Annotated in this window: 16 protein-coding genes; 6 read left to right on the forward strand and 10 right to left on the reverse strand. The window is 68.7% G+C overall.

Going from position 1 to position 13,721, the window contains the following annotated elements:
* Nucleotides 1-114: 114 nt before the first annotated feature.
* From AB0B61_RS14995 to AB0B61_RS15010, 4 genes are all read right to left on the reverse strand, one after another.
* Nucleotides 115-1,260 carry an acetyl-CoA C-acetyltransferase gene (locus tag AB0B61_RS14995; RefSeq protein WP_358431926.1) on the reverse strand — a complete coding sequence of 382 codons (1,146 nt, stop codon included), beginning with the start codon at nucleotides 1,258-1,260 and terminating at the stop codon, nucleotides 115-117.
* A 71-nt stretch (nucleotides 1,261-1,331) separates the two neighbouring features.
* Nucleotides 1,332-2,264: a hypothetical protein gene (locus AB0B61_RS15000; protein WP_358431927.1), complete on the reverse strand. Its 933-nt coding sequence runs from the start codon at nucleotides 2,262-2,264 to the stop codon at nucleotides 1,332-1,334.
* A 24-nt stretch (nucleotides 2,265-2,288) separates the two neighbouring features.
* Entirely contained in the window at nucleotides 2,289-3,047 is a 759-nt protein-coding gene (locus AB0B61_RS15005; protein WP_358431928.1) for a class F sortase, read from the reverse strand.
* A 5-nt stretch (nucleotides 3,048-3,052) separates the two neighbouring features.
* Complete coding sequence (locus AB0B61_RS15010; RefSeq protein ID WP_358431929.1) at nucleotides 3,053-3,382, reverse strand: hypothetical protein; 330 nt, start codon at nucleotides 3,380-3,382, stop codon at nucleotides 3,053-3,055.
* Here AB0B61_RS15010 and AB0B61_RS15015 point away from each other — a divergent pair.
* A complete protein-coding gene (locus AB0B61_RS15015; RefSeq protein ID WP_358431930.1) occupies nucleotides 3,381-3,767 on the forward strand; it encodes a hypothetical protein in 387 nt (128 codons plus the stop codon). The two genes, AB0B61_RS15010 and AB0B61_RS15015, sit on opposite strands and share 2 nt — an antisense overlap.
* A gap of 281 nt (nucleotides 3,768-4,048) precedes the next feature.
* Here the strand turns inward: AB0B61_RS15015 and AB0B61_RS15020 are convergent, their stop codons facing one another.
* Together AB0B61_RS15020 and AB0B61_RS15025 are read right to left on the reverse strand one after the other, a co-directional pair.
* On the reverse strand, nucleotides 4,049-4,825 hold the full coding sequence (locus AB0B61_RS15020; RefSeq protein WP_358431931.1) for a class F sortase: 777 nt from the start codon (nucleotides 4,823-4,825) through the stop codon (nucleotides 4,049-4,051).
* Complete coding sequence (locus AB0B61_RS15025) at nucleotides 4,822-6,171, reverse strand: hypothetical protein (protein ID WP_358431932.1); 1,350 nt, start codon at nucleotides 6,169-6,171, stop codon at nucleotides 4,822-4,824. The genes AB0B61_RS15020 and AB0B61_RS15025 overlap by 4 nt, the downstream gene beginning before the upstream one ends.
* 224 nt (nucleotides 6,172-6,395) lie before the next feature.
* Between AB0B61_RS15025 and AB0B61_RS15030 the strand changes: the two genes are divergently transcribed.
* The 4 genes from AB0B61_RS15030 to AB0B61_RS15045 all read left to right on the forward strand — a co-directional run bounded on the left by AB0B61_RS15030 (nucleotide 6,396) and on the right by AB0B61_RS15045 (nucleotide 8,994).
* On the forward strand, nucleotides 6,396-7,541 hold the full coding sequence (locus AB0B61_RS15030; protein WP_358431933.1) for an acyl-CoA dehydrogenase family protein: 1,146 nt from the start codon (nucleotides 6,396-6,398) through the stop codon (nucleotides 7,539-7,541).
* Between the two features lie 11 nt (nucleotides 7,542-7,552).
* Entirely contained in the window at nucleotides 7,553-8,605 is a 1,053-nt protein-coding gene (locus tag AB0B61_RS15035) for a HesA/MoeB/ThiF family protein (RefSeq protein ID WP_358431934.1), read from the forward strand.
* 67 nt (nucleotides 8,606-8,672) lie between these two features.
* Nucleotides 8,673-8,795: a hypothetical protein gene (locus AB0B61_RS15040; RefSeq protein ID WP_358431935.1), complete on the forward strand. Its 123-nt coding sequence runs from the start codon at nucleotides 8,673-8,675 to the stop codon at nucleotides 8,793-8,795.
* A 37-nt stretch (nucleotides 8,796-8,832) separates the two neighbouring features.
* Complete coding sequence (locus AB0B61_RS15045; RefSeq protein ID WP_225294066.1) at nucleotides 8,833-8,994, forward strand: hypothetical protein; 162 nt, start codon at nucleotides 8,833-8,835, stop codon at nucleotides 8,992-8,994.
* A gap of 21 nt (nucleotides 8,995-9,015) precedes the next feature.
* Here AB0B61_RS15045 and AB0B61_RS15050 read toward each other — a convergent pair whose 3' ends face one another.
* The gene (locus tag AB0B61_RS15050; RefSeq protein WP_358431936.1) at nucleotides 9,016-9,444 is read right to left on the reverse strand and encodes a MarR family transcriptional regulator; all 429 of its coding nucleotides are present in this window, start codon (nucleotides 9,442-9,444) and stop codon (nucleotides 9,016-9,018) included.
* Nucleotides 9,445-9,464: 20 nt separating this feature from the next.
* Between AB0B61_RS15050 and AB0B61_RS15055 the strand changes: the two genes are divergently transcribed.
* A complete protein-coding gene (locus AB0B61_RS15055) occupies nucleotides 9,465-9,833 on the forward strand; it encodes a MarR family transcriptional regulator (protein WP_358431937.1) in 369 nt (122 codons plus the stop codon).
* Here AB0B61_RS15055 and AB0B61_RS15060 read toward each other — a convergent pair.
* From AB0B61_RS15060 to AB0B61_RS15070, 3 genes are all read right to left on the reverse strand, one after another.
* Nucleotides 9,830-10,606, reverse strand: a complete 777-nt coding sequence (locus AB0B61_RS15060) for an alpha/beta fold hydrolase (protein ID WP_358431938.1) — start codon at nucleotides 10,604-10,606, stop codon at nucleotides 9,830-9,832. The genes AB0B61_RS15055 and AB0B61_RS15060 overlap by 4 nt on opposite strands.
* Nucleotides 10,607-10,623: 17 nt before the next feature.
* Nucleotides 10,624-12,843: a SpoIIE family protein phosphatase gene (locus AB0B61_RS15065; RefSeq protein WP_357959827.1), complete on the reverse strand. Its 2,220-nt coding sequence runs from the start codon at nucleotides 12,841-12,843 to the stop codon at nucleotides 10,624-10,626.
* 123 nt (nucleotides 12,844-12,966) lie between these two features.
* Complete coding sequence (locus tag AB0B61_RS15070; protein ID WP_358431939.1) at nucleotides 12,967-13,671, reverse strand: metal-dependent transcriptional regulator; 705 nt, start codon at nucleotides 13,669-13,671, stop codon at nucleotides 12,967-12,969.
* Between the last annotated feature and the right edge of the window lie 50 nt (nucleotides 13,672-13,721).

Consider the following 13,721-nt stretch of genomic DNA (forward strand, 5'->3'; position numbering starts at 1 on the left):
GGTAGTAAGTGCGGCGCGCGACCCAACGCCATGGGCGCGCCGCACACAACCCGCGGTGCCCCGGTCCCTCGTTCGAGGGGCCGGGGCACCGTCGTTTCAGCGCTACCGGGCAGGTTAGAGGCGTTCGATGATGGTGACGTTGGCCTGGCCGCCGCCCTCGCACATCGTCTGGAGGCCGTACCTGCCGCCCGTACGCTCCAGCTCGTGCAGCAGTTTGGTCATCAGGATCGCGCCCGTGCCGCCCAGCGGGTGGCCCAGGGCGATGGCGCCGCCGTTGGGGTTGACGGTGGCCGGGTCGGCGCCGAGCTCCTTCATCCAGGCCAGCGGCACCGGCGCGAAGGCCTCGTTGATCTCGGTGACGGCGATGTCGTCGATCGACATGCCGGCCTTGTCCAGCGCCCGCCGCGTCGCCGGGATCGGCGCCGTCAGCATGTACACCGGGTCGTCGCCCATGAGCGCGAGCTGGTGGATGCGGGCGCGCGGGGTCAGCCCATGGTCCTTCACGGCCTGCGCCGAGGCGATCAGCACCGCGCCCGAGCCGTCGGAGATCTGCGACGCGGTGGCGGCGGTGATCTGGCCGTCCTCCTTGAGCGTCTTCAGCCCGGCCATCTTCTCCAGCGTCGTGTCCGCCCGTGGTCCCTCGTCGTCGGAGACGTCGTTGATGGGCGCGATCTGGTCCTTGAAGTAGCCGTTCGCGATGGCCTTGGCGGCCCGCTGGTGGGATTCGAAGGCGTACCGCTCCAGCTCCTCGCGCTTGAGGCCCCACTTCTCACACATCAGCTCCGCGCCGCGGAACTGCGAGATCTCCTGCTTTCCGTACCGTTCGACCCACATGTCGCCGAACGGAAACGGCATGCCCTTCTCCAGCGCGGCCGTGATCGACGAGCCCATGGGGACAATGCTCATCGACTCGACGCCGGCCGCCACGACCAGGTCCTGGGTGCCGGACATGACACCCTGCGCGGCGAAGTGGATCGACTGCTGCGAGGAGCCGCACTGCCGGTCAATGGTGACACCGGCCGTGGTCTCCGGCAGTCCCGCCGAGAGCCAGGCATTTCGCGCGATGTCCATGCTCTGGGGGCCGAACTGCATGACGCACCCCATGATGACGTCCTCCACCGCGGTGGGGTCGACGCCGGTGCGGTCGATCAGCGCCTTCAGCGTGTGAGCGGCCAGGTCAGTGGGGTGGACGGTGGAAAGGCCGCCCTTCTTCTTGCCGACCGGGGTGCGGACCGCCCCGACGATGTACGCCTCTGCCACAGTGCCTCCTGAAACCGAGCATTGTTCGGTTATTAGGGAGAGACTACAACAGAACGATGCTCTACGCCCCGTCACCCTGGGGGCAGAAGGTCCTCCACCGCGTCGATCCGGAACCGCCACCGGTCCACGATCAGCCCGTTCAGCGCGTCGGCCAGACGCAGCGCGAGCGCGCCGACCTTCTCGGGGTCGTCGCCGCGCAACTCGATCGCGGTCAGCTCGGTGGCGAAGGGCAGGAGCTCCTGTACGGCGGGCGGACGGCCCTTTTCCGGGACCACGAGGACCCGTATGTCGCCGACCGTGTAGAGGAAATCGTCCGGGTTGATGTCGTCGCCAGGAGCAGCGGCAACCTTGGCGGCTTCAGCGACTTCGGCGACTTCGGTGGCTTCGGCGGCTGCTTCAGTCTCGGCGTCGACGCTCGCTTCAGCTTCAGTTTTGGCGTCGGTTTCGGCTTTCGCGTCGGTTTCCGTGTCGACGGTCGCACCCGTACCGGCCTCTGGGGGCGTCGCGTCCGCAGTGGTGGCGTCCTCGGGTGCGGTGTCGTCCGTAGCGCTGTCGTCGCTGTCGCTCTCGTCACCCACGTCAGCCTTCGGGCTGTCGTCGAGCCCGCTCAGCACCGCCCGCAGCTCATCCGGCGTCGGCCGTTCCGGAAGGATCACCGCTGGACCGCCACGATCACTGTCGGCGGGGTCGGTCACCTCGCCTCTGCACACGGCCAGACCGCCGAGGCGGAAGGCGATCCCCTCGGCCAGGTAGCGGTCGAAGTAGTCGAACGGCAGCGGACCCTCCGCCACCACCCGGCAGGCCCACACCTGTTCCAGCTCGCCGCCCACCAACTCGGGCTCGGCCTCGACCGGGGCGTGCATCCGGACGTCCACCGCCACGATGTCGGCGCCGTCCTCGCGGGCCTCCGGGTCTGCCAGCCGTACCAGTCGCAGGAGATCTGCCTGGCTCGGTTTGGCGGGCAACGCCGCCGTCGGGCCAGTACGCAGTCTCCGCTTAGCCATCCAGCCCATGACGCGCCTCCGCGTTCAGCCTCGATAGGAGCTTGTCATCGTCGCATAGACGATGATGTTGTCGGTGTAGTGACCGATGCTGCGGTTGTACGTGCCGCCGCAGGTGATGAGGTGGAGCTGGGCGTTGGCGTTGGGCTGGTTGCCGTAGACGCGCTGGGTGGGGAACGTCTTCTTGCTCGCCTGCTCGACGCCGCCGACGGTGAACACCGCGGTCGTACGGTCCTGCCGCTTGACCTCGATGGTATCGCCGTTACGGATCTCGTACAGGCGGCTGAAGACGGCACTGCGCGTCCGGGTGTCCTTGTGCCCGAGCATCACGGCCGGACCGGCTTCGCCGGGGGTGGACATGTTGCGGTACCAGCCGACCAGATTGGGATTGTTGGCCGCCGGCACCTGGATCGTCCCGTCCTTGGCGAGCCCGAGGGACTCGACCGGCGCGTTGATCCCCAGTCTCTTGATCACGATCCGCTGCGGCGTGGACGGCAGCATCGCTGGCGCCGGGTCCGGCAGCGGCAGCGGCGGCGGCACGGTGGGGGCCGCCTTGAACAGGGCCTGCGCCGGCTGTCCCGTCGTCTTGCCGTCGGGCTGCACGGTGACGGGCAGCGTGTCCCGCTGGCTGGCCAGGCCGTACTCCTCGGGCGAACGGAGCACGATCAGCAGCCCGGCCACCACGGTCACCACCCCGGCCACGGCGGCGAGGATCAGCACCGACCTGAGTACGGTGCTGCCCCTGTCCTGCGGCGGCTCGCCCCCGTAGGGGTACTGTCCGGCCACCTCGATCAGCCTCTGGTGGCGGAACGGCGACGCATCACGAGTCCTCCAACGCCGGCGGCGAGTATCAGTGCGGATCCGGTCAGCACGACCATCCTGCCGTCGGGACCCATGTCACCGCCACCACCTGTGTCGGCTCCGGCCTTGGGCGTCTTGGAGCTCTTGGTGGTGGTCTTCGTCGCGTGGGGCGTCTTGGTGACCATGACGGTGGTCGTCTTGGTGGGCTTGGGGGTGGGAGTGGGTGTCGGCGTGGGAGTGGGGGTGGGGGTGGTGCTCGGGGTGTTGCTGCCGGACGGGGTGCCCGTGGGGGTGGTTCCGGTCGCGACGACGAGGTGCATGGACGGTCCGCCGGACGGGCCAGGGCTGCAGCTGTACGACTGGGTGCTGTTGACCTTGATGGAGAAGCTGCCGCCCTTGATCGCGACCGTCCCAGTGGCGGTCGGCTTCACGACGATGCCGAACGTCGGCAAGGGCAAGGGCGAGTTCGCGGACACGGTCGCCAATGGGGTGGACGTCACTCCGACAGTCACCGGCGTCGACGGCATCGGAGTCCCGCTGGGGCTGACGACGGCTTCGGCGACGATCGTGCTGCTGGGGGTGATCTGCGCGGTCGCCAGCAGGCTCGGGCTTGCCGTTGGCTGGCGGATATCCCATGTGACGGTCACGGTAGAGCTGGGAGTGACCGACACACCCGGAGTCTTCAGCTCCATCTGGAACGGATAGCTGGACCCGTTGCTGCAGGTATAGGTCACGTCAACCGGTGTGGCCATCGCGGCCATCGCCGGAACGACCCAGAAGATACCCGCACCCGCTAAGGCCAGGCCAGATGCCTTGAGGGCGAGGCGGTGCCTCGCCTTGGAGGTCAGCACTGTCCTTCTCCGTTTCAGCGCGCAGTATCAACAGGCGTATCAGAATCCCAGCCGTTGGTCACGGTTAGGTAGCGATGATACGAACTGTCCCTGTGAAGTTCGCGTAAACCCTACAAGCAAGCACTTGCCCGCCGTTCACCCCTTCTTCTTGGACAGGGTGGCGTACACGATGATGTTGTCCGTGTAACTGTGGGCCGTCTTGTTGAAGACGCCCCCGCAAGTGATCAGCCTGAGCTGCGCGTTCTTCGTGTTCCCGTACACCCGAGCCGTCGGGAACGAGGACTTGCTGACCTGCTCGACCCCACTCACCGTGAACCGCGTCACCTTTTTGTCCGACCGGTACACGTAGATCTGGTCACCCTTGGCCACCTCGGAGAGCCGGTAGAACACCGCCGCGCCCTTCTTGGTGCTCACGTGGCCGTTGATCACCGCGGGCCCGATCTCGCCCGGGACCGGCGAGAACTTGTACCAGCCCGTCAGGCTGGGCTTCGTCAGCGGCGGGGTCATGAGGTTGCCCTTGAGGTCGACGGTGACCGAACCGATGGTGGCGTTGACCTTGATCTTGGGGATCTTGATCCGGTACGGCTTCGCCTTCGTGGCCTTGGTCTTGGCCGGCGGGATGGCCGCGACGACCGGGGCGGCGGCCAGCGGCGGCGGCGCGTCGAGGCGGGCGGGGGTGAGCGGCACGTTCTTGCCGCCGGGGCCCACGGTCGGAGGCAGGATGAAGGCGCCCGCCGCGTTCTGGATCTGAACCGTGTCCCCTGGCTGCGCCTGCGGCCCGGGACCCGAGCCGTCGTCCACGGTCGGCGCCAGCGACAGCAGGCCGACCATGACGGCGCCCACCCCGGCCAGCGACCCAGCGATCAACAGCCCGGGAAGTGCCCTGTTCAGCAGCGGCTTCTGCTCGGTCATGACTCAACTCCTCCGGCGTGCTCGGCCTTGCGCCGCCGTAGCAGCAGCCCTCCTGTGGCGCTGCCCATGAGCAGCATCGAACCGCCCGCGATCAGCCCGTACGACCCGCCGCCCGGCGGCTCAGGCGCCTCACCGGAGTCGACCCCGCCCTTGGGCGTCTTGGCGACCTGCGCCTTGACGTACTTGGTCTTGGTCGTGGTGGGTTTGGGGGTCGGCGTGCCGGTGTTCAAGGTTCCCGGCACCACGCTGACGAGATTGCGGTCCACGCCCGGGTCCACGTGCGGGATCGTGGCCGTCGGGCTGCTCGACGAGCTGACCGAGCCGGTCGGCGTGGGCTTGGTCGGCGTCTCAGAGGGATTGACCGTCGGAGAGATCGTCGGGGAGACCGTCTCGGTGGGCTTCGTGGGCTCCCGGACCGTGACGATCACCGAGACCGGCCCGCCGATCAGATGGCAGGTCGCGCGGTGGAAACCGGTCGGCGTCTTCGCCGTGGTCGAGACCTTGAAGGCGTCGAGCCAGACCGGACTCGCGGACGCGCTCACGATCTTGACAACATGGCTGCCGTACGCCAGGGTCGGCGACTTCCACAGAGTGTGGCCACCGTCCATGTTGGAGTTGCGCGGCTTGTCGTTGCCGTCTCGCGACGGGTTCACCGTGGCCCGCTTGGTGCCGTCGAGGTAGACGTCGACCGGGCCCGCGGTCTTGTCCCACGGGCCGATGTACTCCACCTGGGTGCCGATGAACGTCAACTCGGCCGAGTCGCCCGGCGTGGTGGTCTCGTGCAGGTCGTTGTGCTCGTGATGCTCGGAGCCGGGGAGGTCGTCGCGCGGGGTCCATGTCCCGTTGTAGACGATCTCCAGGTCGCTCGGATTGTCGGCCTCATTGCCGTCGTTGACGACGACGCTGCCGTCCGGCGGCGTGAAGTCGACGACGATGTCCTTCGGCGACACCTTGATCGTGCCCGCCTTGTTGATGAGCCCAGGGTCGGTCAGCGTCTCGGGGAGCGCCAGTTCGTCGTCGGGCCGCAGCTCCGCCGTCTGGTCGGCGGAGCCCTTCGGCTTGAGAATGCCCTGCCAGCTGCTGTCGAGCTCGACGTTGCCGACCGCGTGCAGCAGGGCGCCGGCGGGGAAGTAGCCGGGCGACTGGAGCCGGGTGTCGTCGGCGTAGTCAAGCTTCCAGATGAAGTTGAGCGGATCACCGACGACGAGGTCCGTGGCGAAGTTGAGCCGGGTGGTCAGCCGTACGGGATCGTGCCGGACGATGGAGGTGGGCGTGTTGGCCGTACACCGATAGTCGACCTGGAGATCGGCCGGAGCAGCGGACGCCGAGGGAACGTGCAGCGCCATCAGCCCTACGGCTGCGGGTAATCCGACCGATGCGGCGATCAACGCCCTACGCCACCGACTCACGGCACACTCCGATCAACAGTAAGCCGAAGGTCGATCTTAGGGTCGATGTCCGCCGAACACCGCAACTAACGGCACTTGTGATGAACCCGTGTCCGCCCCCGCGAACAAGCAACAGAATCGTATTCTGTCCAGCACGACCACCCCCCGCTTGGAGGCGACTGATGCGGCGAGACCTCTTCGACGAGGAGCACCTGCTCTTCCAGGAGACCGTGCGCGAGTTCATGGCCCGTGAAGTCGTGCCACACCACGGCCAGTGGGAGAAGGACGGCATCGTCCCGCGTGATGTGTGGAAGAAGGCCGGGGAGATCGGCCTGTTCGGGTTCTCCGTCCCCGAGGAGCACGGCGGAGCCGGTGTCACCGACTTCCGGTTCAACGCGGTCATCGTCGAGGAGATCATCCGGCACGGCGCGTCAGGGCTCGGGTTCGGGCTGCACAACGACATCATGGCGCCGTACCTCGTCGACCTGACCGATGAGGAGCAGAAGCGGCGCTGGCTGCCCGGGTTCGTCAGCGGCGAGCTCATCACGGCGATCGGGATGACCGAGCCGGGCGCCGGGAGCGACCTTCAGGGGGTCAGGACGACCGCGGTCCGCGAAGGCGATCATTACCTGGTCAACGGGCAGAAGACGTTCATCACGAACGGGATCAACGCCGACCTCGTCGTGGTGGTCGCCAAGACCGATCCCGCGGGCGGGGCGCGTGGCACCACGCTGCTGGTCGTCGAGCGGGGCATGGAGGGGTTCGGGCGGGGTCGCAACCTCGACAAGATCGGGATGAAGGCACAGGACACGGCCGAGCTGTTCTTCGAGAACGTCCGTGTCCCCGTGGCCAACCGGCTCGGCGCCGAAGAGGGCCAGGGTTTCTTCCAGCTCATGAACAACCTGCCGCAGGAGCGGCTGTCCATCGCGGTGGCGGCGGTCGCGGCGGCGGAGACGGTGCTGGAGCAGACCATCGAGTACTGCAAGTCCCGCCAGGCTTTCGGGCGGAATATCGGGTCCTTCCAGAACACCCGGTTCGTCCTGGCGGAGCTGGCCACCGAGACGGAGATCGCCCGTCACTACGTGGACAAGTGCATCCGGGCGCTCAACGCCAAGGAGCTGACCGTGGTCGACGCCGCCAAGGCCAAGTGGTGGACCACCGAGCTCCAGAACAAGGTCATCGACCGCTGCCTCCAGTTGCACGGCGGCTACGGCTACATGATGGAGTACCCGGTCGCCAAGGCGTGGATCGACAGCCGCGTCCAGACCATCTACGGCGGCACCACCGAGATCATGAAGGAGATCATCGGAAGGTCCTTCGGGTTCTAGAATCCGGACGCATGACGCGTCCTCGGGTAAAACCGGAGCATCAGCCGTATCGACTCGACAACGGCACGATCCGGATAGGCGGGGAAATCTACGGACTCGCCAGTGAGATCGAGGACCCGCACGGCCACGCCTGGCGCGCCCTGCAGCTCATGGACGGCACCCGTACCCGAGGAGAGATCGTCACCACGCTCGCGGAGGGCTGCCCGAACGCCGCCGAGCTGGTCGCGACGCTGCTGGACTCCGGCCACGTCGAGGACGCGTCCGCCGCGCCGCCGCCGGAGCTGGCCCCCGCCGAGCTGGACCGGTACGCCAGGAACGCCGCCTACTTCCGCTGGGCGAGCCTGCGCCCGCGCGAGCCGAGCTGGGCACCCCAGCTCTCGCTCAAGCAGGCCAGGGTGGTCGTGCTCGGCCTGGGCGGCACCGGCTCGCACACCGCGTGGGCACTCACGGCGGCCGGCGTCGGCGCGATCCACTGCGTGGACGGCGACCGCGTCGAACTGTCGAACCTCAACCGCCAGACCCTGTACGGCGAAGCGGACGTGGGCCTGCCCAAAGTGGAGGTCGCCACCGAACGGCTGCGCGCGGTCAACTCCCACGTCGAGGTGACCGGCGAGAACCGGCGGATCGGCAGCCTGGAGGAGCTGGCCCGGCTGATCACCGGCTTCGACGTGCTCGCGCTCTGCGCGGACGAGCCCCGCGAGCCCGGCGGCATCCGCCGCTGGGCGAACCGGGCCTGCGCCGCCGCGGGCATCCCCTGGGTGGGCGGCGGCTACGAGGGACCGCAGCTCTCGGTGGGCGTCTTCGCGCCGGGTTTCCCGTGTTACGAGTGCCTGCGGGCCGAAGGCGAGCGTCATGGGAGGATGACCGACTCCGGCTGGCCCGGCGTCCTCTCGACCTCGGGCGGCCTGTCGGGCCTGCTCACCGCCCATGCGGTGATCTCACTGCTCACCGGCATCCCCGACGTGGCGCCCGGCTACGCGTACGGCCTCAACCTGGTGGCGCCCGACGATCAGATCTTCGTCCGTTACCCCGCCCGTGACGAGTGTGATGTGTGTGGCGCTTGACAGCGGTCGTTGATCGTTCAGAATCGCGTCCGTCGCCCCAAACGAAACCGACCTAGGAGGCTGCTCAGTGCGTCCCGAAGAGATCGCGCCGGAGGACAGCCGGAAGACCCAGCCGAAGAAGATCAAGGTTCGCCGGCTGGCGAAGATGGAGACCAAGGGCTGGCCCGCCAGTCACGGCAACTCCAACTGACGCGCGGGGAGCGCCCCGACACCGCATACTGGTCAGCATGTACGGCGGCCTGATCCTGCTGGTTTTCCTGGCGTTGCTGTTCGCCTGGGGGCTCAACCGCGTGCGCCGCGTGTTGCGCCTGGGGCCGGTCGGCTACGCCGGGGTGATGATCGTCTTCATCATCGTCATGCTGCTCATCTATGGCCAGACGTTCCGCTGACCGAGAAGCCGGCCGGGGTAGCTAACCGGGGAGCCCCTCGACGAAGCGGGTGAGGAGCCGCGCGAACTCCGCGCGCTCCGCGTCCGACCATCCCGTCATCGCCTCGGCGAACGCCGCCTGCCTGCCGCGATGCGCCTGCTCCAGCGCCGTCCGGCCGGCCCCGGTCAGCACGAGCAGCGCCCGGCGCCCGTCGGCCTGGTCCGCCCGCCGCTCGACCAGGCCGGCCGCGACGGCCGCCGCCACCAGCCTGCTCGCCCTCGGCTGGTCGACCGAGAGCGCCTCGGCCACCGTGGAGACGGTGGCGGGCGCGCTCGCGGACTCGATCACGTCGAGCACCTCGAACTCTGGGCCCGGGGCGCCCTGCAGCCGCGCCAGCGCGCGCCTGCTCTGCCTGCGCCGGATGGCGACCATCGCGCGCTCGATCGCCGCAATTTCATTGTCAGAGTACATATAGTTGCTATTATACATCCATGAACCGAAGAATTGGCTTCCTCCTGAAGCATGTCCACGCCCTCCTTGAGGACACGATGGAGCGCGCGCTCCACGACCATGAGCTCTCGCGCCGCCAATGGCAGGCACTCAACGCCGTGGCCGAGGGCGACGACCCGTACGAGGCGCTGAAGGCGTTCGACGGCGTCGGCGACGCGGTGCGCGAGCTGACCGCCAGAGGATGGATCACCGGCGCCACTCTCACCGAGGAGGGCAAGACGGCCCACACGGCGGTCCTCGATCGTGTGGGCGAGTTCAGGCAGCTCGCCATCCAGGGCGTGAGCACGCAGGACTTCCAGACCACCCTCGCGGTGCTGAACCAGATGGCCGCCAACCTGGAAGCCGCCTAACCGGCGCTGCCGTCCAGCAGCACCCGGGCCACCAGCCCCGGATCGTCGCTCATCGGCACGTGACCGCAGCCCTTGAGCAGCTTGACCCGCTGCCCCGACCACCTGGCGGCGCGTACGGCCTGACGGCGCGGCAGCAGCCGGTCGTGCTCGCCCCAGGCGATCGTGATGGGCGACTTGGGCGGCGCGGGCGGCATCACTCCGGCGAACGCCTCCAGCGTCTCGTCGAAGCCGGGCGCACCGCCCAACGCCTGGGTGGCGGCGATCAGCGCCGTCGGCGACATCCGGGACGGATGGGCCACCAGGAGCCCGGCCGACAGGGCCCGGCCGAGGGGGTTCTCGGCGAGCCCGATGGCCTGCTCCGGCGGCAGCGCCCTGGCCGTGGCCCGCAGCGCGCGCAGCACCGACCGGCAGTACAGCAGCTCCGAGCGCGACCAGAAACCCGCTGGCGACAGCGCGGTGGCGGTACGGACCACGCCGCGCGAGGCCAGCTCCAGCGCGATGTAGCCGCCGAGCGAGTTGCCCGCGACGTGCGGCTCGCGCACGCCGAGCAGCGCGCAGAACGACTCGACCGCGTCGGCGAGCGACTCCGCGGTGTACGGCGTGCCCTCGGGCAGGCCGGGCGAGACCCCGAAGCCGGGCAGGTCGATGGCGATGACGGTGCGGGAGGCGGCGAGGCGGTCCATGACCGGCAGCCATGCCTGCCAGTGGTGCCCGATGCCATGCAGGAGGATCAGCGGCGCGCCGGTGCCGCGACGCTCGAAGGCCAGGTCCATGGGCTCGAGCTAACCACTCAGCGGCTACGGGTGGGAATCTCGAACCAGACGGCTTTGCCTTCCCTGGTGGGTCTCGACCCCCAGCGCCTGGCGAGCTGGTCCACCAGGTAAAGGCCCCGTCCGCCCTCGTCGTTCTCCCCCGCGCTGCGGATCCGGGGCAGGCGCAGGTCCTGGTCGAACACCTCGACCCAGACCGACTCCTCGCCCCTGCGCAGCCGCAGCGTGAACTCCTTGTCGCTCACCACTTCGTCCTCGAAGCCGGGCACGTCCCACGACTCCTCGAACGGCAGCGGCGGCCCCTCGACGACCAGCTCCCTGCGGGGCACGCTCCCGTGAGCCGCGTGGAGCACCACGTTGGTGACGACCTCGGAGACCAGCAGGCAGGCCAGCTCGGCGCGCTCCTCGGGGACGTTCCAGCCGCCGAACGCCTCGGAGGCCATCCGGCGCGCCTCGCCGACCATGATCGGCTGGGCCGGGAACGTGCGCTCCTCGACGTCGAGGTCCGACTCGCTCGACCGGACCACCAGGATCGCCATGTCGTCGTCGATCTCGCCGGGCACCGCGACGGTCGCCGCGTCGGCCACCCGCTCCACCTCGGCGTCGGCCATCTTCGCCAGCTTCTCGCAGAGGACGCCCAGCGTCTCCTCGTCGCTCGGCATCCGGCCGTCGCGGCCGGGGCGGCGGTCGACCAGGCCGTCGGTGTAGAGGAGCAGCGCCGCGCCGGGCGGCAGCGTGCGGGTCTCCTCCTTGTAGACGAGGTCGGCGTGCAGGCCCTTGGCGCGTACGCCCAACGGCTGGCCGACCTCCTCGATGTCGAGCTCGACGCACTGGCCGTCGACGAGCAGCAGCGGCGGCGCGTGCCCGGCGTTGGCGAACGACAGCTGCCGCGACCAGGCGTCATAGACCAGGTATTGGCAGGTCACGATCGGCGGGACGCTGATGTCGGCGCCGCTGTCGTCCTTCTCGGGAGTGGCGATGATGCGGGTCCACTCGTCGAGCCTGGCCAGGATGTCGGCCGGCGACTTGTCGTCCTGCGCGAAGGCCCGCAGCGCCGCCCTGAGCTGGCCCATGATGGCCGCGGCCTTGGCGCCCCGGCCCTCCACGTCGCCGATGACGATGCCGACGCGACCGGCCGACAGCGGGATCACGTCGTACCAGTCGCCGCCGACCTGGGTCTGGATGCCCTGGCCGTGGGAGGCGAGCGGCGCCGCCGGGTAGTAGCGCACCGCGATCTGCAGGCCGTCGAGCTGGGGCAGCGCGCGCGGCAGCAGGTGCTTCTGGAAGGACTCGGCGGTGTGCCGCTCCTCCTCGAACAGCAGCGCGTTGTCGATCGCGAGCGCGACCCGGGTGGCGATGGCGCCGACGAAGTCGCGGTCGAAGGCGTCGTAGTGGGGGCTGCGGCGGTCGGTCAGGTTGGACAGCCCGAGGTACATCAGGCCGAGCGTCTCGCCGCGTACGCACAGGGGGGCCACGATGGCGGAGGTCATGCCGACCTCGCCGCACAGCTTGGCGCTGCCCTCGCTCGGCGACGGAAAGCTGCTGACGGCGAAGTCCTCGACCAGGATGGTCTCCTGGCGGCGCAGCGCGGTGTCGGCGTAGTGGGAGGCGGGGTAGCGGATCTCCGCGCCCACGGGCTTCCAGGTGCCGGCCGGTGGGCTCCAGCCCTGAACGTGCTGCGAGACCCGCCGGACCAGCCGGTCGCCCTCCATCAGCTCGATGAAGCAGTGGTCGGCGAACTGCGGGACGAGCATCTCGGCCACCCGCTTGAGCGTCTCCTCGACGTAAAGAGAGCCGGCCAGCCGCTCGCCGATGCGCTCCAGCAGGCCGAAGCGGTCCTTCTCCCGCTCGTTGCTGCGCAGCGCCTCGCGGGCGGTGACGACGATGCCGGTCACCGACCCCGAGGGGTGGCGCAGCGGCACGGCCTGGGCGCGGACGTAGACGATCGTGCCGTCACCCCGCCGCACGTCGAAGGTGCCCTCCCACACGCCGCCCTTGAGCACATGCTTGGTGAGCTCGATGGCGAGCGGGTGGTCCTTCTCCATGATGCCCAGCGACAGCATCGAGGTGTCACGTGACGACTTCGACGGGCGGCCGAAGAGCTTCTCGGCGAAGGGGTTCCAATACAGGAGATTGCTGAAACGGTCGGTCACGACGACCGCCATCTCGGCATGATCAAGCACGGATTCAGCCGCCAGATGATCAGCCTCTTCCTGGGACACATCCCCCCAACGCTTCATCCGGAGACCACTCCTAGGGAGGGCATGTGCGCAATGCGAACCACGGGCACTCCTGCAACAGCGTCGACCGGCCGGGAGTGGAGGGCCTCCCAATAGGGATTCAACCAAGGAGTAGCGGGCGAGTCAGCGCCTGGAGACGAAAACATGCGCGGCAACGTCACGCGGAAGCTCCGCGAGAGTGTCGTTCGCGTCACCGTCACCTGTCACCCGCACACCGTCGTCGCTCGCCGCGAGCGTCACCTCGCGTCCGGGTTGTATCCCAACTTGCTTGAGTTTAAGCATCACAGCAGGATCGCTTTGCACTTGTTCGCTAATTCGCCGCACGACTACGGGTATATCCCTGGGTCCGGCGAGGTCGGACATGGATGTCAAGAGGCTGGGGCCACCCTCTACGGGCTCTCTGGCGCCCAGCTCGCCCAATCCGGGGATCGGGTTGCCGTGCGGGCAGACCGTCGGGTTGTCGAGCAGCGTCACCAGCCGGGTCTCCACGGACTCGGACATCACGTGCTCCCAGCGGCACGCCTCGATGTGCACGTCCTCCCAGGGCAGGCCGATCACCTGGGTCAGCAGGCACTCCGCGAGCCGGTGCTTGCGCATCACGCGCGTGGCCAGGGTGCGCCCGAGGTCGGTCATCGACAGGTGGCGGTCACCTTCGACGCGGACCAGGCCGTCGCGCTCCATCCGGGCCACGGTCTGGCTCACGGTGGGACCGCTCTGCTGGAGCCGCTCCGCGATGCGCGCGCGCAACGGGACGATGCCCTCCTCCTCGAGCTCGAAGATCGTGCGGAGGTACATCTCCGTGGTGTCGATCAGGCCGTGTGCGGTCAAGGCTCCTCCCATCTGAATGCTACGCCGGTCAGGGCAGGGTCTGGACCCGT

Origin of the sequence: Nonomuraea sp. NPDC049158 (assembly GCF_040648335.1) — a bacterium.
In the GTDB taxonomy this organism is placed as follows: Bacteria; Actinomycetota; Actinomycetes; order Streptosporangiales; family Streptosporangiaceae; genus Nonomuraea.

Excerpts from the sequence above, each read along its gene's own strand:
- AB0B61_RS15025 (WP_358431932.1), bottom strand. The coding sequence starts at position 6,171 with ATGGCGCTGCACGTTCCCTCGGCGTCCGCTGCTCCGGCCGATCTCCAG.
- AB0B61_RS15010 (WP_358431929.1), bottom strand. The coding sequence starts at position 3,382 with ATGCACCTCGTCGTCGCGACCGGAACCACCCCCACGGGCACCCCGTCC.
- AB0B61_RS15030 (WP_358431933.1), top strand. The coding sequence starts at position 6,396 with ATGCGGCGAGACCTCTTCGACGAGGAGCACCTGCTCTTCCAGGAGACC.
- AB0B61_RS15015 (WP_358431930.1), top strand. The coding sequence starts at position 3,381 with ATGGACGGTCCGCCGGACGGGCCAGGGCTGCAGCTGTACGACTGGGTG.
- AB0B61_RS15060 (WP_358431938.1), bottom strand. The coding sequence starts at position 10,606 with ATGGACCTGGCCTTCGAGCGTCGCGGCACCGGCGCGCCGCTGATCCTC.
- AB0B61_RS15020 (WP_358431931.1), bottom strand. The coding sequence starts at position 4,825 with ATGACCGAGCAGAAGCCGCTGCTGAACAGGGCACTTCCCGGGCTGTTG.
- AB0B61_RS15035 (WP_358431934.1), top strand. The coding sequence starts at position 7,553 with ATGACGCGTCCTCGGGTAAAACCGGAGCATCAGCCGTATCGACTCGAC.
- AB0B61_RS15000 (WP_358431927.1), bottom strand. The coding sequence starts at position 2,264 with ATGGCTAAGCGGAGACTGCGTACTGGCCCGACGGCGGCGTTGCCCGCC.
- AB0B61_RS15050 (WP_358431936.1), bottom strand. The coding sequence starts at position 9,444 with ATGTACTCTGACAATGAAATTGCGGCGATCGAGCGCGCGATGGTCGCC.
- AB0B61_RS15045 (WP_225294066.1), top strand. The coding sequence starts at position 8,833 with ATGTACGGCGGCCTGATCCTGCTGGTTTTCCTGGCGTTGCTGTTCGCC.
- AB0B61_RS15065 (WP_357959827.1), bottom strand. The coding sequence starts at position 12,843 with ATGAAGCGTTGGGGGGATGTGTCCCAGGAAGAGGCTGATCATCTGGCG.
- AB0B61_RS15055 (WP_358431937.1), top strand. The coding sequence starts at position 9,465 with ATGAACCGAAGAATTGGCTTCCTCCTGAAGCATGTCCACGCCCTCCTT.